The 16,091-nt window shown below is 53.6% G+C and carries 11 protein-coding genes; 8 read left to right on the forward strand and 3 right to left on the reverse strand.

Features of this window, described 5'->3' with window-relative positions:
- The first annotated feature begins 118 nt into the window (after window positions 1-118).
- From tamA to OGY10_RS06310, 3 genes are read left to right on the forward strand one after another with little or no spacing between them, the layout of a single operon-like run.
- The gene (gene tamA, locus OGY10_RS06300) at window positions 119-1,852 is read left to right on the forward strand and encodes an autotransporter assembly complex protein TamA (RefSeq protein WP_003025718.1); all 1,734 of its coding nucleotides are present in this window, start codon (window positions 119-121) and stop codon (window positions 1,850-1,852) included.
- Window positions 1,849-5,625, forward strand: a complete 3,777-nt coding sequence (tamB, locus tag OGY10_RS06305; protein ID WP_286576470.1) for an autotransporter assembly complex protein TamB — start codon at window positions 1,849-1,851, stop codon at window positions 5,623-5,625. The genes tamA and tamB overlap by 4 nt, the downstream gene beginning before the upstream one ends.
- 2 nt (window positions 5,626-5,627) lie before the next feature.
- Window positions 5,628-5,972 carry a gamma-glutamylcyclotransferase family protein gene (locus OGY10_RS06310; protein WP_003025723.1) on the forward strand — a complete coding sequence of 115 codons (345 nt, stop codon included), beginning with the start codon at window positions 5,628-5,630 and terminating at the stop codon, window positions 5,970-5,972.
- 57 nt (window positions 5,973-6,029) lie between these two features.
- Here the strand turns inward: OGY10_RS06310 and OGY10_RS06315 are convergent, their stop codons facing one another.
- The 3 genes from OGY10_RS06315 to ppa form a co-directional block, all read right to left on the reverse strand.
- Window positions 6,030-8,039 (reverse strand): TonB-dependent receptor domain-containing protein, encoded by a 2,010-nt coding sequence (locus OGY10_RS06315; RefSeq protein WP_286576471.1) that lies wholly within the window; start codon window positions 8,037-8,039, stop codon window positions 6,030-6,032.
- 84 nt (window positions 8,040-8,123) lie between these two features.
- Window positions 8,124-9,194, reverse strand: coding sequence for a 7-bladed beta-propeller protein YncE (gene yncE / locus OGY10_RS06320; RefSeq protein ID WP_286576473.1), 1,071 nt, complete (start codon window positions 9,192-9,194; stop codon window positions 8,124-8,126).
- A 199-nt stretch (window positions 9,195-9,393) separates the two neighbouring features.
- A complete protein-coding gene (ppa, locus tag OGY10_RS06325) occupies window positions 9,394-9,921 on the reverse strand; it encodes an inorganic diphosphatase (protein WP_003025726.1) in 528 nt (175 codons plus the stop codon).
- A gap of 309 nt (window positions 9,922-10,230) precedes the next feature.
- Between ppa and ytfQ the strand changes: the two genes are divergently transcribed.
- The 5 genes from ytfQ to OGY10_RS06350 all read left to right on the forward strand — a co-directional run bounded on the left by ytfQ (window position 10,231) and on the right by OGY10_RS06350 (window position 16,033).
- Complete coding sequence (gene ytfQ / locus OGY10_RS06330; RefSeq protein ID WP_003025728.1) at window positions 10,231-11,187, forward strand: galactofuranose ABC transporter substrate-binding protein YtfQ; 957 nt, start codon at window positions 10,231-10,233, stop codon at window positions 11,185-11,187.
- 103 nt (window positions 11,188-11,290) lie between these two features.
- Window positions 11,291-12,793 (forward strand): galactofuranose ABC transporter, ATP-binding protein YtfR, encoded by a 1,503-nt coding sequence (gene ytfR, locus OGY10_RS06335; RefSeq protein ID WP_048215067.1) that lies wholly within the window; start codon window positions 11,291-11,293, stop codon window positions 12,791-12,793.
- Between the two features lie 13 nt (window positions 12,794-12,806).
- On the forward strand, window positions 12,807-13,829 hold the full coding sequence (ytfT, locus tag OGY10_RS06340; RefSeq protein ID WP_286576475.1) for a galactofuranose ABC transporter, ATP-binding protein YtfT: 1,023 nt from the start codon (window positions 12,807-12,809) through the stop codon (window positions 13,827-13,829).
- Window positions 13,816-14,817, forward strand: a complete 1,002-nt coding sequence (gene yjfF, locus OGY10_RS06345) for a galactofuranose ABC transporter, permease protein YjfF (protein WP_008786036.1) — start codon at window positions 13,816-13,818, stop codon at window positions 14,815-14,817. The genes ytfT and yjfF overlap by 14 nt, the downstream gene beginning before the upstream one ends.
- Before the next feature lie 103 nt (window positions 14,818-14,920).
- Entirely contained in the window at window positions 14,921-16,033 is a 1,113-nt protein-coding gene (locus OGY10_RS06350; RefSeq protein WP_206160191.1) for a methyl-accepting chemotaxis protein, read from the forward strand.
- Window positions 16,034-16,091 lie beyond the last annotated feature (58 nt).

A 16,091-nucleotide genomic window follows, 5' to 3' on the forward strand; every position in this document is an offset into this window, starting at 1 on the left:
TAAGAAATATTTGGGTTGTCGTCTGTTTTTCAACTCTTATTGTTGATTTTTTGTTAAGCCGAGGAACGGCATAGTATTTTTTTCCAGGGGTGGGAAAAAAGGATATTCAGGAGAAAATGTGCCACATATCCGTCAGTTATGTTGGGTGGGATTACTGTGCTTAAGTGGCTCCGCCGCCGCCGCGAATGTTCGCTTACAGGTCGAAGGATTATCAGGACCGCTGGAGAAAAACGTCCGTGCGCAGCTGTCCACGATTCAAAGTGATGAAGTCACTCCAGACCGACGCTTTCGTGCGCGCGTTGATGATGCCATCCGCGAAGGGCTAAAAGCGCTGGGCTACTTTGAGCCGACCATTGATTTTGAACTGCGTCCACCGCCGGCAAAAGGCCGCCAGGTGCTGATTGCCAAAGTGACCCCTGGCGAGCCGGTGCTGATTGGTGGCACTGAGGTGATTTTGCGCGGTGGCGCGCGTACGGATAAAGATTATCTGGATCTGCTGAAAACGCGCCCGGCAATCGGCACCGTGCTGAATCAGGGGGACTATGACAACTTCAAAAAGTCACTCACCAGCGTGGCGCTGCGTAAAGGTTATTTCGACAGTGAATTTAATAAAAGCCAGCTCGGGATAGCGCTTGAGCGCCGCCAGGCGTTCTGGGATATCGATTACAACAGCGGCGAACGCTATCGCTTTGGGCATGTCACCTTTGAAGGCTCGCAAATTCGCGATGAGTATCTGCAAAATCTGGTGCCCTTTAAAGAAGGTGAAGAGTACGAGTCGAAAGATCTGGGCGAACTGAACCGTCGTCTGTCGGCGACCGGATGGTTTAATTCTGTGGTTGTCGCGCCAGAATTTGATAAAGCCCGCAAAACCAAGGTGCTGCCGCTGAAAGGCGTGGTCTCACCGCGAACCGAAAACACCATCGAAACAGGGGTCGGTTATTCAACTGACGTCGGGCCACGGGTGAAGACCTCGTGGAAAAAACCGTGGATGAACTCCTACGGGCACAGCCTGACGACCAGCGCCAGTATCTCGGCGCCAGAGCAGGTGCTTGATTTCAGCTATAAAATGCCGCTGTTAAAGAACCCGCTGGAACAGTATTACCTGGTACAGGGCGGCTTTAAGCGTACCGATTTAAACGACACCGAGCAGGATTCCACAACGCTTGCGGTTTCCCGTTACTGGGACCTCTCCAGCGGCTGGCAGCGCGCGATTAACCTGCGCTGGAGCCTCGACCACTTTACCCAGGGTAATGTCACCAACACCACTATGCTGCTCTATCCGGGCGTGATGATCAGCCGGACGCGTTCACGCGGCGGCCTGATGCCTGTCTGGGGCGATTCCCAGCGCTACTCTATTGATTACTCGAACACGGCCTGGGGTTCAGATGTTGATTTCTCCGTTTTCCAGGCGCAAAACGTCTGGATCCGCACGCTGTACGACAGGCATCGCTTTGTGATGCGCGGTAATCTCGGCTGGATTGAAACCGGAGACTTCGACAAAGTGCCGCCGGACCTGCGTTTCTTTGCCGGGGGCGATCGCAGTATTCGCGGCTATAAATACAAATCTATTTCGCCGGAAGGCAGCGACGGCAAGCTGAAAGGGGCCTCCAAGCTGGCAACCGGCTCGCTGGAATACCAGTACAACGTGACCGGTAAATGGTGGGGGGCGATGTTTGTCGATAGCGGTGAAGCGGTCAGCGACATTCGCCGAAGCGATTTCAAAACCGGTGCCGGGGTCGGCGTACGCTGGCAATCGCCGGTTGGACCTATCAAGCTCGACTTTGCCGTCCCGGTCGGTGACAAAGATGAACATGGTTTACAGTTTTACATCGGTCTGGGGCCTGAATTATGAGTTTATGGAAGAAGATAAGCCTCGGCGTGCTGGTTTTTATCCTGCTGTTGTTAGGCACGGTGGCGTTCCTCGTTGGTACCACCTCGGGCCTGCATCTGATCTTCAAAGCCGCTAATCGTTGGGTTCCGGGTCTGGAAATTGGTCAGGTCACCGGCGGCTGGCGGGATCTATCACTGAAAAATATTCGCTACGACCAGCCTGGCGTGGCGGTGAATGCTGGTGAAGTGCATTTGGCCGTGGGGCTTAACTGTCTGTGGGACAGCAGCCTGTGCGTCAACGATCTGGCGCTGAAAAACATCAACGTGGCGATCGACAGCAAAAAGATGCCGCCATCCGCGCCGGTAGAGGAAGAAGAGAGCGGTCCGCTTAATCTTTCCACGCCTTACCCCATCACGCTTTCGCGCGTGGCGCTGAACAACATCAATATCAAAATCGATGACACCACGGTTTCAGTGCTGGATTTTACTTCCGGCCTGAACTGGCAGGAAAAAACGCTGACGCTGAAGCCAACGTCATTACAGGGGCTGCTGATTGCTCTGCCTAAAGTGGCGGAAGTGGCACAGGAAGAGGTTGTCGAACCGAAGATTCAAAACCCGCAGCCGGATGAAAAGCCGCTCGGGGAAACGCTAAAAGATCTGTTCTCAAAGCCGGTACTGCCGGAAATGACCGATGTCCATCTGCCGCTCAATCTCAATATTGAAGAGTTTCGCGGCGAGCAGCTGCGTGTGACCGGGGATACGGATTTAACGGTACATAGTATGCTGCTGAAAGTGAGCAGCATAGACGGCAACATGAAGCTCGACGCGCTGGATATCGACTCGAATCAGGGAACGGTAAAAGCCAGCGGCACAGCGCAACTGACCGACACGTGGCCGGTTGATATTACGTTAAACAGCACGCTAAACATCGACCCGTTAAAAGGCGAAAAGGTGAAGCTGAAGGTCGGCGGTGCGCTGCGCGAACAGCTGGAAGTCGGCGTCAATCTGTCTGGTCCGGTAGATATGGACCTGCGTGCACAGACGCGCCTGGCAGAAGCCGGATTGCCGCTCAACATTGAGGTGGTAAGTAAGCAGGTTTATTGGCCGTTTACCGGTGAGAAACAGTTCCAGGCCGATGACATCAAGCTCAAACTGACCGGCAAGATGACCGACTATACGCTGTCGATGCGTACCGCCGTGAAAGGTCAGGATATTCCTCCGGCTACTATCACGCTGGACGCCAAAGGCAACGAGCAGCAGATTAATCTCGACAAACTCAGCGTTGCGGCGCTGGAAGGGAAAACCGAGCTGAAAGCGCTGGTGGACTGGCAGCAGGCGATCAGCTGGCGCGGGGAGCTAACGCTGGATGGTATCAATACCGCGAAAGCGATCCCGGACTGGCCGTCAAAACTGAATGGCCTGGTGAAAACGCGCGGCAGTCTGTATGGCGGAAGCTGGCAGATGGAGGTTCCGGAGCTGAAGCTGACCGGCAACGTGAAGCAGAACAAGGTCAATGTGAACGGTTCGCTGAAGGGGAACAGCTACCTGCAGTGGACGATTCCGGGCCTTCATCTGGAGCTGGGACGCAACAGTGCGGACGTAAAAGGCGAACTGGGGGTTAAAGACCTCAACCTCGACGCGACGATTGATGCCCCAAGCCTGGATAACGCGCTGCCGGGGCTGGGCGGTACGGCGAAAGGGCTGGTAAAAGTTCGCGGTACGGTTGAAGCACCACAGCTGCTGGCGGATATTACCGCCCGTGGTCTGCGCTGGCAGGAACTTTCCGTTGCTCAGGTGCGCGTCGAAGGCGATGTGAAATCGGCCGAGCAAATCGCCGGTAATCTCAACGTTCGCGTAGAGCGGATTGTACAACCTGACGTGAATATTGGTCTGCTGACGCTCAACGCCAAAGGCAGTGAAAAGCAGCATGAACTGCAGTTACGCATTCAGGGTGAGCCGGTTTCAGGGCAACTGGATCTTGCCGGGAGCTTTGATCGCAAAGAACAGCGCTGGAAAGGGGAGTTAAGCAATACCCGCTTCCAGACGCCGGTCGGTCCGTGGTCGCTCAACCGGGCTATCGCGCTGGATTATCGTAATCAAGAACAGAAAATTAGTATCGGGCCGCACTGCTGGAACAACCCGAATGCGGAGCTGTGCGTACCACAAACCATTGATGCCGGTGCAGAAGGTCGCGCGGTGGTGAATCTTAACCGCTTCGACCTGGCGATGCTAAAACCGTTTATGCCGGAGACAACCCAGGCCAGCGGTGTGTTCACTGGCAAAGCTGATGTGGGCTGGGACACCACCAAAGAGGGGCTGCCACAGGGGCAGGTCACCCTGAGCGGACGTAACGTCAAGGTCACGCAAAGCGTGAATGATGCCCCGCTCCCCGTGGCGTTTGAAACGCTGAATCTGACCGCCGACCTGCACAACAACCGTGCCGAGTTGGGCTGGCTGATTCGTCTGACCAACAACGGGCAGTTTGACGGACAGGTGCAGGTAACGGACCCGCAAGGGCGTCGTAATCTGGGCGGTAACATCAATATTCGCAACTTCAATCTGGCGATGGTGAACCCCATCTTCTCGCGCGGTGAAAAAGCGGCAGGGATGATCAACGCCAACCTGCGGCTGGGCGGCGATGTACAAAGCCCGCAGCTGCTCGGACAGCTGCAACTGAGTGGTCTGGATATTGACGGTAACTTCATGCCGTTTGACATGCAGCCAAGCCAGTTAGCCGTTAACTTCACCGGAACACGCTCAACGTTGGCGGGCGTGGTGCGTACGCAGCAGGGAGAAATTAACCTGAGCGGCGATGCCGACTGGAGTCAGATAGACAACTGGCGGGCGCGTGTTGCGGCTAAAGGCAGCAGGGTGCGTATTACCGTACCGCCGATGGTCCGCCTAGACGTATCGCCGGACGTGGTCTTTGAAGCCACGCCGAGCCTGTTTACTCTCGATGGTAACGTGGATGTGCCGTGGGCGCGTATTGTGGTACATGACCTGCCGGAAAGCGCGGTTGGGGTTTCCAGCGATATGGTTATGCTTAACAACAACCTGCAGCCCGAGAAACCGCAGACCGCCGGTATTCCGATCAACAGCAACCTGAATATCCACGTCGGTAACAACGTGCGTCTTGACGCCTTTGGTCTGAAAGCGCGTCTGACGGGCGATCTGAAAGTGGTGCAGGATAAGCAAGGTCTGGGGCTTAACGGGCAAATTAATATTCCGAGCGGTCGCTTCCACGCCTATGGTCAGGATCTGATTGTGCGTAAGGGCGAGCTGTTGTTCTCCGGTCCGCCGGATCAGCCGTTGCTCAACATCGAAGCGATTCGTAACCCAGATGCCACCGAAGACGACGTGATCGCTGGCGTTCGCGTCACCGGTACCGCCGATGAACCGAAGGCGGAGATCTTCTCCGACCCGGCAATGTCGCAGCAAATGGCGCTTTCCTACCTGCTACGTGGACAAGGGCTGGATAGCGAACAGAGCGATAGCGCAGCGATGACTTCAATGCTTATTGGTCTGGGGGTTGCACAAAGTGGTCAGGTTGTGGGTAAAATCGGGGAGACATTTGGCGTAAGCAATCTGGCACTGGACACGCAAGGGGTGGGCGACTCATCTCAGGTGGTTGTCAGCGGATACGTACTGCCAGGTCTGCAGGTGAAATATGGTGTGGGTATATTTGACTCCTTAGCGACACTCACGCTACGTTATCGTCTGATGCCTAAGCTATATCTGGAAGCAGTGTCTGGCGTAGATCAGGCACTTGATTTGCTCTATCAGTTCGAGTTTTAGCAATGCGAATATTTGTCTACGGCAGTTTACGAACCAAACAAGGCAACAGCCACTGGATGACCAATGCCCTGTTGCTGGGAAATTTCAGTATCGACAACTACCAGTTGTACAGCCTGGGCCACTATCCAGGCGCGGTTCCGGGAAATGGAACAGTACACGGGGAAGTTTATCGTATTGATAACGCCACGCTGGCAGAGCTTGACGCTCTGCGTACCCGCGGCGGTGAATACGCACGCCAGTTAATTCAAACGCCGTACGGAAGTGCATGGATGTACGTGTACCAACGTCCGGTTGATGGCTTAACGCTGATTGAAAGCGGTAACTGGTTAGACAGAGACCAGTACTGATATATCGTCTACCAGAATAAACAACGCCACCTTCGGGTGGCGTTGTTTATTAAAGGCTTAAAACTCCACGCGCGCGCCGAGGTTATAGCGGCGTCCTTCCACCTGCGCGGATTCATTCCATGCAGTCGTCAGTTTCGGATCTTCATCCAGCACGTTGTAGATCCCTGCCATCAGCTGCGTGTGCTTATTGAGCTTATAACGTACGCCTACGTCGACCATCGTGTAGTCATCGTACTTATAGTTATTGCCGCTGTTGCGGTTACTGCTGCGGTAATTCACCGTACTCCATACGTCCAGACTCTGCGTTGCCGCCCAGTTCAGCGACAGGTTCGCCATATGGCGCGGATAATCGTTGAGCGCGTAGCCTTTGTTTACGCCGCTTTTCTGTTCGCTATGGTTCCAGGTGTAGTTAGCGTTGGCTTTTACATCGGCGCTAATCTGCCAGTCGGCATTCAGTTCTATGCCGTACACGTCCGCTTTGCTGACGTTGAAGTATTTACTGACGGAGTCCGCCTTGTAGCCATTCACGGAGCACTGATTCGTCGATGTAGTTTCGCAAATGGTTTGTTCAGCAATTTTGTCTTTGAACTGCGTATAGAAGACGGTGCTATCCAGTGACAGCGCATTCCCCGTCCAGTAGAGGCCCAGCTCAGAGTTAACGCTTTGTTCTGGTTTCAGATCGTCGTTACCGACGGTCAGGAAGGGATAAGGTACGGTCGAGCCGTATGGGGTGACAAAGTCGCTGGATGTCGCACGCAGCTCAGGTTTTTTATAACCTGCGGAAATGCCGCCCTTCAGCGCCCAGTCATTGCTGAAGGCCCAGTTACCGTACATTTTCGGCGTAATATGTGTGCCAAAGTTATCATCCTGGTCCATACGCGCTGATGTGGTCAGGATGAAGTCGTCAATGCTCCAGCCGTCTTCAGCAAACAATGCCCAACCGTTACGGCTGATTTTTGTCACTGGCTCAGATCCGGGCAGCGTTTTGTTGGCCACATCAAAGCGGTCATTCAGCTCTTCGCGGGTGAAATTCGCCCCAACGGTCAGTTTATGGTTGTCGAGCGTGAAGGTGGTTTGCGAATTAGCGACGTAGTTCTCCATCTGCACATACTGCGGCGACTGGCCGTCATAAACGTACTTCGAACGGCCTTTTTCATAGTTTATGTAGTTGGTCGTTGCAATGGTGTCGTCGGCATACCAGCCGGTATGCGTTAGGGTGGCGGCGTTACGATCGAACAGCCATGACCACGGCGCGCCGCGCTTCTGGGTACGGTTTTTCTCCTGCTCACCGGTGACCACATTGAGGTCGAACAGGTTATTTTCGCTAGCGGCCAGGCCCAGCGTCATATCAACGGATTTACGGTTGTGTTTACCGAAATAGTTATTGCGATCGTCATCGCGACGGTCGAGCCAGTCGGCCGCTACGCTAAGGCCGAGAACATCGGGCACAATCGGCCCCATGGTAAACAGATTCATCTGGCTGGTATTACCCAAATACTGGTGTTCCTGAAGCCAGGTATTGGCGGCAATTGCCGTCGTCCACTCTTTTGCGCCATACGGTTTTTTGGTAATCACGTTGACCACACCGCCGATGGCATCTGAGCCGTACAGCGAGGACATGGGCCCGCGGATAACTTCGATACGCTCAATGGCCTCCATCGGCGGTAAGAAGTTGGCTTCAGTACCGATGTCATGTCCGTAAGGGCGAGATTCACCGGTATTTTGTTTGACGCTGTTGACCATAAACGCGGTATAGGACGGGTCCATGCCGCGAATCATAATGCTGCCAGCGTTCATACCGCTGCTGTTGGTGACCGAGACGCCAGGAAGGTTTTTAATCGCTTCACCAATGCTACGGTCCGGCTGAATATCCAGCGTTTTACGATCGATAACGGAAATGGTGGCCGGCGCTTCGCGCTTTTGCTGCGAGAACCCGGATGCGGTGATCACCATTTCATCTTCGCTATTGCGTGAGGTTTCGGTGAGTTCTTCTGCCTGAGTGGGGAAAATAACACCGCCTGAGAATGCAACGATCCCTGTCAGCGTAATAAGTTGACGCGTTTTCATAATATAGACACCTGAAAAGTAAAAAATAAAAGCATCACCTTGCAGCCCAGAAAAGCTGCAAGGTGTCAGAAGCGTTTTTAATTATTAATATTTGGAGAGGTCGATTTTCAGCACGTAGTCGGGCTTCACACCGGTCATTTTTTCCGGCTGTTTGACGCTGACATACAGGGTGTTGGCATCAGACGAGAGCGCCAGGCTGTTAGGTAACGCATTGGTTTCAATGCTTTGTTTTACCTGATAAGTCTTGCTGCCCACAATGCTGATGCGCTTTGCATTACGGTGGGTGATATACACTTCCTGGCGCTTTTCATTATATATCACTGCCAGCGAGTTGATAACCTTAATGGGCGCAATAACCTTACCGGTATTAATATCAACAACCAGTACATCCGCTAAATCAGGATCGGTCAGGAATGCGCGATTATTTTTTGCATCCAAAGCAATATTCAGGAAAAAATGTTTTTTGCCTGGCTCAATACTAAAGCGGTTAATAATTTGATGGTTAGTGGTATCCAGCGTAATAAGTTCGTTGCGGCCATTTACGACATACAGGCGGTTCTTATTGGCATCTACGGCCATACCGGTCGGATACTGGCCCATGTTTTCAAGGGTGGCGATTTTCTCGCGCTTTTGCGTATCCACCACCCAGACAATGCCCTTTTCAGCCACGCCGGAAACGTACAGGCGGTGATGCTGTTTATCGAGCACCATTTCGCGGGTATGGACAATTTCTTTCGGGTTTTTGGCTTCGCTCAGTTGCAGTATCGCCAGCTCTTTACCGCTGCGGGTATCAATGAGCGTGACCGAACCCTCCAGCGTGTTGCCGACATAGAGCACCTGGTTTTCTGCATCCAGGGCAGTGGCAAAGGCACGACGGCTGGTTTCGATAACTTCAGTCGTGGTGAGTTTCTCCAGATCGAGTTTATAGATAAGCCCGCTGGTTTTATCTTTATCAAACGACGGCGACGAGGCAGCAAAAAGCGCATTCTGCTGGCTATCAACCGCCAGTTCATACACGCCGTTGCCAACGTCGCGGGTCAGAAAATCTTGCTCAGGTAGCGTCTGCGCCACGCTGGACAGGCTGGTAAATAACAGTGCTGTGGCGAGAGCCACGCAGGAATAGCGTTTCAGGGACTTCACATTGTGGAGGTTCATTGACTTTTATTCACATTTATTTACATGCTGAGAATGATAATGAGATCTAATCTCATTCGCAATTAAGATAAATGAAATGTGACTACCCAATCTGGTAGGTCAAAAAGAAAACAGCGAAGGGGAGGGGGAAAAGAAAGTAGAAATTAAAAAACCCTTACTAACCAGGGGCTGGCGTTCAGGGCTTTACGCTAACGCGAACTTACTTCTTCGCGCGCTCGAAGGAAGCAACGATTTCAGCTTTAGCAGCTTCAGCGTTGTCCCAACCGTCAACTTTCACCCATTTGCCCGCTTCGAGATCTTTGTAGTGTTCGAAGAAGTGGGTGATCTGCGCTTTCAGCAGTTCCGGCAGGTCGGTCACATCTTTGATGTGATCGTATTCTTTGCTCAGCTTGGTGTGCGGTACCGCAACCAGTTTCGCATCTTCACCGGATTCGTCGGTCATTTTCAGTACGCCAACCGGACGGCAGCGGATCACTGAACCTGGCTCCAGCGGGTACGGAGTCGGGACCAGAACGTCTACCGGGTCACCATCCAGAGACAGGGTGTGGTTGATGTAACCGTAGTTGCACGGATAGAACATCGCGGTGGACATGAAGCGGTCAACGAACAGGGCGCCGCTCTCTTTGTCAACTTCGTATTTGATCGGATCTGCGTTCGCAGGGATCTCGATAACAACGTAGATATCTTCCGGCAGGTCTTTACCGGCAGGGACGTTGAGTAAGCTCATGTCTGTTTCCTTTAAATAAGCTATGGCAAACAAGTGGCGGGTATTATAGCCAACTCGCGCGGAATGTCTCCGCTTGTTTTCGCTTTCTCTGCGTGCATTTTCTTCTTTTTACCTCTCTCTCGTGACAGAAAAATCCATATCTTCAGCCGCATTTTTCATAGCGAGATGAAAGCGATTACAAAGTTGTGATTAACGTTTTATTTACTTTTTTGAAGTGTGATGTAACGCAATCCGTTACATGCTCAATTGTCTATAGTTTTTTCGCAACGGTTAATTAACCAACAATAATCACCCTACGAGGACGCACTTATGTGGAAGCGCTTACTTTTAGTCACAGCAGTTTCGGCAGCCATGTCGTCTATGGCAATGGCAGCCCCTTTAACCGTAGGATTTTCGCAGGTTGGCTCTGAATCCGGCTGGCGCGCCGCAGAAACCAACGTCGCGAAAAGCGAGGCCGAAAAGCGGGGAATTACGCTGAAAATCGCTGATGGCCAGCAAAAGCAGGAAAACCAGATTAAAGCAGTCCGCTCATTTGTTGCGCAGGGCGTTGACGCCATCTTTATTGCGCCGGTCGTGGCAACGGGTTGGGAGCCGGTTTTAAAAGAAGCTAAAGATGCCGACATTCCGGTCTTTTTGCTCGATCGTTCCATCGATGTAAAAGACAAATCTCTCTATATGACCACCGTCACCGCCGACAACGTGCTGGAAGGTAAATTGATCGGCGACTGGCTGATTAAACAAGTGGACGGCAAGCCGTGTAACGTCGTTGAGCTACAAGGGACCGTTGGTGCCAGCGTGGCGATCGATCGTAAGAAAGGCTTTGCTGAAGCCATTGCCAGTGCGCCAAACATCAAAATTATTCGCTCTCAGTCCGGTGACTTCACCCGCAGTAAAGGGAAAGAAGTGATGGAGAGCTTTATCAAAGCGGAAAACAACGGCAAGAACATCTGTATGGTTTACGCCCACAACGATGACATGGTGATCGGTGCGATTCAGGCGATCAAAGAAGCGGGACTGAAACCTGGCAAAGATATCCTCACCGGTTCTATCGATGGCGTACCGGATATCTACAAAGCGATGATTGACGGCGAAGCCAACGCCAGCGTCGAACTGACGCCGAATATGGCCGGCCCGGCATTCGACGCGCTGGAGAAATTCAAAAAAGACGGCACGATGCCTGAGAAGCTGACCATTACCAAGTCGATCCTCTATCTGCCGGATACGGCAAAAGAAGAGTTAGAGAAGAAGAAAAACATGGGCTACTAAGCCTTCATGAAAATGCCGGGGGCGCTGCGCTTGCCCGGCCTACATTACGCTCTTTTGTAGGCCGGATAAGCGTAGCGCCATCCGGCGTGATGCAGGGGGAACCATGACCACCGACCAACATCAGGAAATCCTCCGCACCGAAGGATTAAGCAAATTCTTTCCCGGCGTCAAAGCGTTGGATAACGTGGATTTCAGCTTGCGTCGTGGCGAGATTATGGCGCTGCTGGGAGAAAACGGAGCCGGCAAATCGACGCTCATCAAAGCGCTGACCGGCGTTTACCATGCCGATCGCGGCACTATCTGGCTCGAAGGCCAACCGATCACCCCCAAAAATACCGCCCATGCACAACAACTGGGGATTGGCACCGTGTACCAGGAAGTGAACCTGCTGCCCAATATGTCGGTTGCCGATAACTTATTTATTGGTCGTGAACCGCGGCGCTTTGGCCTGCTCCAGCGCAAGCAGATGGAAAAACGTGCGACGGAGCTGATGGCGTCATACGGTTTTTCCCTCGACGTGCGCGAGCCGCTGAACCGCTTTTCCGTGGCGATGCAACAAATCGTCGCCATCTGTCGGGCGATCGATCTCTCCGCAAAAGTGCTGATCCTCGATGAGCCGACCGCCAGCCTTGATACTCAGGAAGTTGAAATGCTGTTTGGCCTGATGAGACATCTGCGCGATCGGGGCGTCAGTCTGATCTTCGTCACCCACTTTCTCGATCAGGTTTATCAGGTCAGCGATCGCATTACCGTTCTGCGTAACGGCGGCTTCGTTGGCTGCCGTGAAACCCGAGAACTGCCTCAGATCGAACTGGTCAAAATGATGCTGGGCCGTGAACTGGATACCCATGCGCTACAGCGTGCGGGCCGCACGTTGCTGAGTGATAAACCGGTGGCGGCATTCAGCGGCTTTGGCAAAAAAGGCACCATCGCGCCATTTGATCTACAGGTGCGTCCCGGTGAGATCGTCGGTCTCGCCGGACTACTGGGGTCCGGGCGAACGGAAACGGCGGAGGTGATCTTCGGTATTAAACCCGCCGACAGCGGAAGTGCGCTGATCAAAGGCAAACCGCAGACCTTGCGATCGCCACATCAGGCTTCGTGTCTGGGGATCGGTTTCTGTCCGGAGGATCGCAAAACGGATGGCATTATTGCTGCTGCTTCGGTGCGGGAAAACATCATTCTGGCATTGCAGGCGCAGCGCGGCTGGCTGCGGCCTATTCCCCGGAAAGAGCAAAACGAGATTGCCGAGCGTTTTATCCGCCAGCTTGGTATTCGTACTCCGAACGCTGAGCAGCCGATCGAATTTCTCTCCGGCGGCAATCAGCAAAAAGTACTGCTCTCGCGTTGGTTACTGACCAAACCGCAGTTCCTGATCCTCGATGAACCCACGCGTGGGATCGACGTTGGCGCGCATGCGGAGATCATCCGTCTGATCGAAACGCTGTGCGCGGATGGCCTGGCGCTGCTGGTCATTTCATCCGAACTGGAAGAGTTAGTGGGCTATGCCGATCGGGTCATTATTATGCGCGATCGCAAACAGGTGGCCGAGATCCCCCTGGCTGAACTGTCCGTACCGGCGATCATGAACGCCATTGCGGCCTAAGGAGACTATGGTGATGCCTCAATCTCTCCCTCAATCCAATCCGTCTAAACGGCGGTTCCGTTGGCCAAAGGGGATGCCACAGCTGGTGGCGTTACTGCTGGTGCTGCTGGTGGATAGCCTGGTCGCCCCGCATTTCTACCAGGTGATTTTGCAGGATGGTCGGCTGTTCGGTAGCCCGATTGATATTCTCAACCGTGCCGCGCCCGTGGCGCTGTTGGCGATTGGTATGACGCTGGTGATTGCTACCGGCGGCATCGACCTTTCCGTGGGGGCAGTCATGGCTATTGCTGGCGCTACTACTGCGGCGATGACGGTGGCCGGGCACAGTCTGCCGGTGGTGCTGCTTGCCGCCTTAGGCTCCGGCATTCTGGCTGGGTTGTGGAATGGGATTCTGGTGGCCATCCTCAAGATCCAACCGTTTGTCGCCACGCTAATCCTGATGGTGGCCGGGCGCGGGGTGGCGCAGCTTATCACTTCCGGGCAGATCGTCACCTTTAACTCGCCCGAACTGTCATGGTTTGGCAGCGGCTCGTTCTTACTGTTCCCTACGCCGGTAATTATTGCACTGCTCACGCTGGTGGTGTTCTGGCTGCTGACGCGGAAAACGGCGCTGGGTATGTTTATCGAAGCGGTGGGTATCAACATTCGTGCGGCAAAAAACGCCGGGGTGAACACCCGCATTATCGTGATGCTCACCTATGTGCTGAGCGGCCTGTGCGCGGCTATCGCTGGCATTATCGTCACGGCGGACATTCGCGGGGCAGATGCCAATAACGCCGGATTATGGCTGGAGCTGGATGCCATCCTGGCGGTGGTTATCGGCGGCGGGTCGCTGATGGGCGGGCGCTTTAACCTGCTGCTGTCGGTGGTAGGCGCATTGATTATTCAGGGCATGAACACCGGGATTTTGCTGTCGGGCTTCCAGCCGGAACTGAATCAGGTGGTCAAAGCCGTGGTGGTGTTGTGTGTGCTGGTCGTGCAGTCGCAACGCTTTATCAGCCTGATAAAAGGAGTGCGTGGTCATGATAAAACGTAATTTACCGCTGATGATCACCCTCGGCGTGTTTGTGCTGGGTTATCTCTACTGCCTGACGCAGTTTCCCGCTTTTGCTTCCACCCGGGTCATTTGCAATATCCTGACCGATAACGCCTTTCTGGGCATCATTGCCGTAGGCATGACTTTCGTAATCCTCTCTGGCGGGATCGACCTTTCCGTTGGCTCGGTGATCGCCTTTACCGGCGTATTTCTGGCGAAGGCCATTGGCTATTGGGGCATTTCTCCGCTGCTGGCGTTCCCTTTGGTTTTGCTGATGGGCTGCGCGTTTGGTGCGTTTATGGGGTTACTGATTGATGCGCTGAAGATCCCGGCATTTATTATCACCCTGGCGGGAATGTTCTTCCTGCGCGGCGTCAGCTATCTGGTCTCTGAAGAATCTATACCGATTAATCATCCGGTTTATGACACGCTCTCAAGCCTGGCATGGAAAATTCCCGGCGGTGGTCGCCTGAGCGCGATGGGATTGCTGATGCTGGCGGTTGTCGTCATCGGCATATTCCTGGCGCACCGTACGCGCTTTGGTAATCAGGTTTACGCGATTGGCGGCAACGCCACTTCTGCCAACCTGATGGGCATCTCAACCCGCAGCACCACCATCCGCATTTATATGCTGTCTACCGGGCTTGCGACGCTTGCCGGCATTGTCTTTTCCATTTACACCCAGGCGGGCTATGCGCTGGCGGGCGTTGGCGTCGAACTGGATGCGATAGCCTCAGTTGTGATTGGCGGAACGCTGCTCAGCGGTGGGGTCGGTACAGTGTTAGGGACGTTGTTTGGCGTCGCCATTCAGGGGCTGATCCAGACCTACATTAATTTTGACGGCACATTAAGTTCCTGGTGGACGAAGATCGCGATTGGCATTTTATTGTTTATATTTATAGCGTTACAACGCGGTCTGACGGTGCTTTGGGAAAATCGTCAAAGCTCGCCGGTTACCCGAGTGGGTACGGCGGCAACACCAAAGTAACATCCTGATTTTGCACAAAACATTTAAATACCTAAACTTTTTCCGGTTGTAGTCGATAGGTTCTGTACAGGTCTGTTTTAACCCTACAACCGGAAATATAACGATGCCAAAATCCCTTTCAATTCGATCAAGTTTGTTGGTGTTATTGTCTCTGCTGACGTTCCTTCTGCTACTGACCGGTGGCATGGGACTATATGCTTCTACCCGTGTCATTACATCGTTGATTTATCACGGTATTATGAGCGCTGCGATGTTGGCTGCTATCGCATTGCTGGCGGTCATTTGGTTTATGCTGCGAAATAAGTTTCTCAAACCGTTGGATAACATGGTTGAGCAACTGGAACGTCTGGCAACGGGGGATTTGTCGCCGGTTAATGCGTTGTCGGCCAGCGCCGAATTCAACCGCCTGAATGCGGCAATGGATGACATGCGCCATGCGCTGGGCGACTCGGTACAGCGCGTACGCGATGCCAGCTCGCAAATTGATATTGGCAGTCGTGAACTGACGGCCGGTAACCAACATCTGGCGCAACGCACTGAATCGACAGCCACTTCGCTGGAGCAGACCGCCGCCAGCATGGAAGAACTCACGGCGACGGTGAAACAGAATGCGCAGAACGCGGAACAGGCGCACCAGCTGGCAAAATCGGTGTCGGATACTGCCGATCGCGGTAGCGAAATGGTGTGCTATGTGATCGAGAAAATGCGCGATATTTCCGGCAGTTCCAGCCGAATCGCCGATATCCTCAGCGTGATTGACGGCATTGCTTTCCAGACCAATATTCTGGCGCTCAATGCTTCCGTTGAAGCGGCGCGAGCTGGTGAGCAGGGGCGGGGCTTTGCTGTTGTGGCAGGTGAAGTGCGTAATCTGGCCAGCCGCAGCGCCGAGGCGGCCAAAGAGATCCGTACGCTAATCAGCGATTCGCACACCCATGTGGGGGAAGGCAGTGAACTGGCGCAACAGGCGGGCGAAACCATGGATGAAATCGCGACCGAGGTTATGCGTATGACCAAACTGATGCGTGAAATTGCCAGTGCGTCCCAGGAACAGAGTCGCGGCATAGAGCAGGTGAATATCGCGGTAATTCAGATGGATGAAACGGCGCAGCAAAACGCGGCGCTGGTGCAGCAGTCTTCAGCGGCTACCCGCTCGCTGGAAGAGCAGTCTTCAGCGCTAATCGAAGCAATGGCCGTATTTAAGCTACAGAAAGCGTAAGCAGACGATGGATTTTGTAGGCCGGATGGCAACGCTACGCGTTTTATCCGGCCTACGT

Source organism: Citrobacter sp. Cpo148 (genome assembly GCF_030332375.1).
GTDB classification, from domain to species: Bacteria; Pseudomonadota; Gammaproteobacteria; order Enterobacterales; family Enterobacteriaceae; genus Citrobacter; species Citrobacter portucalensis.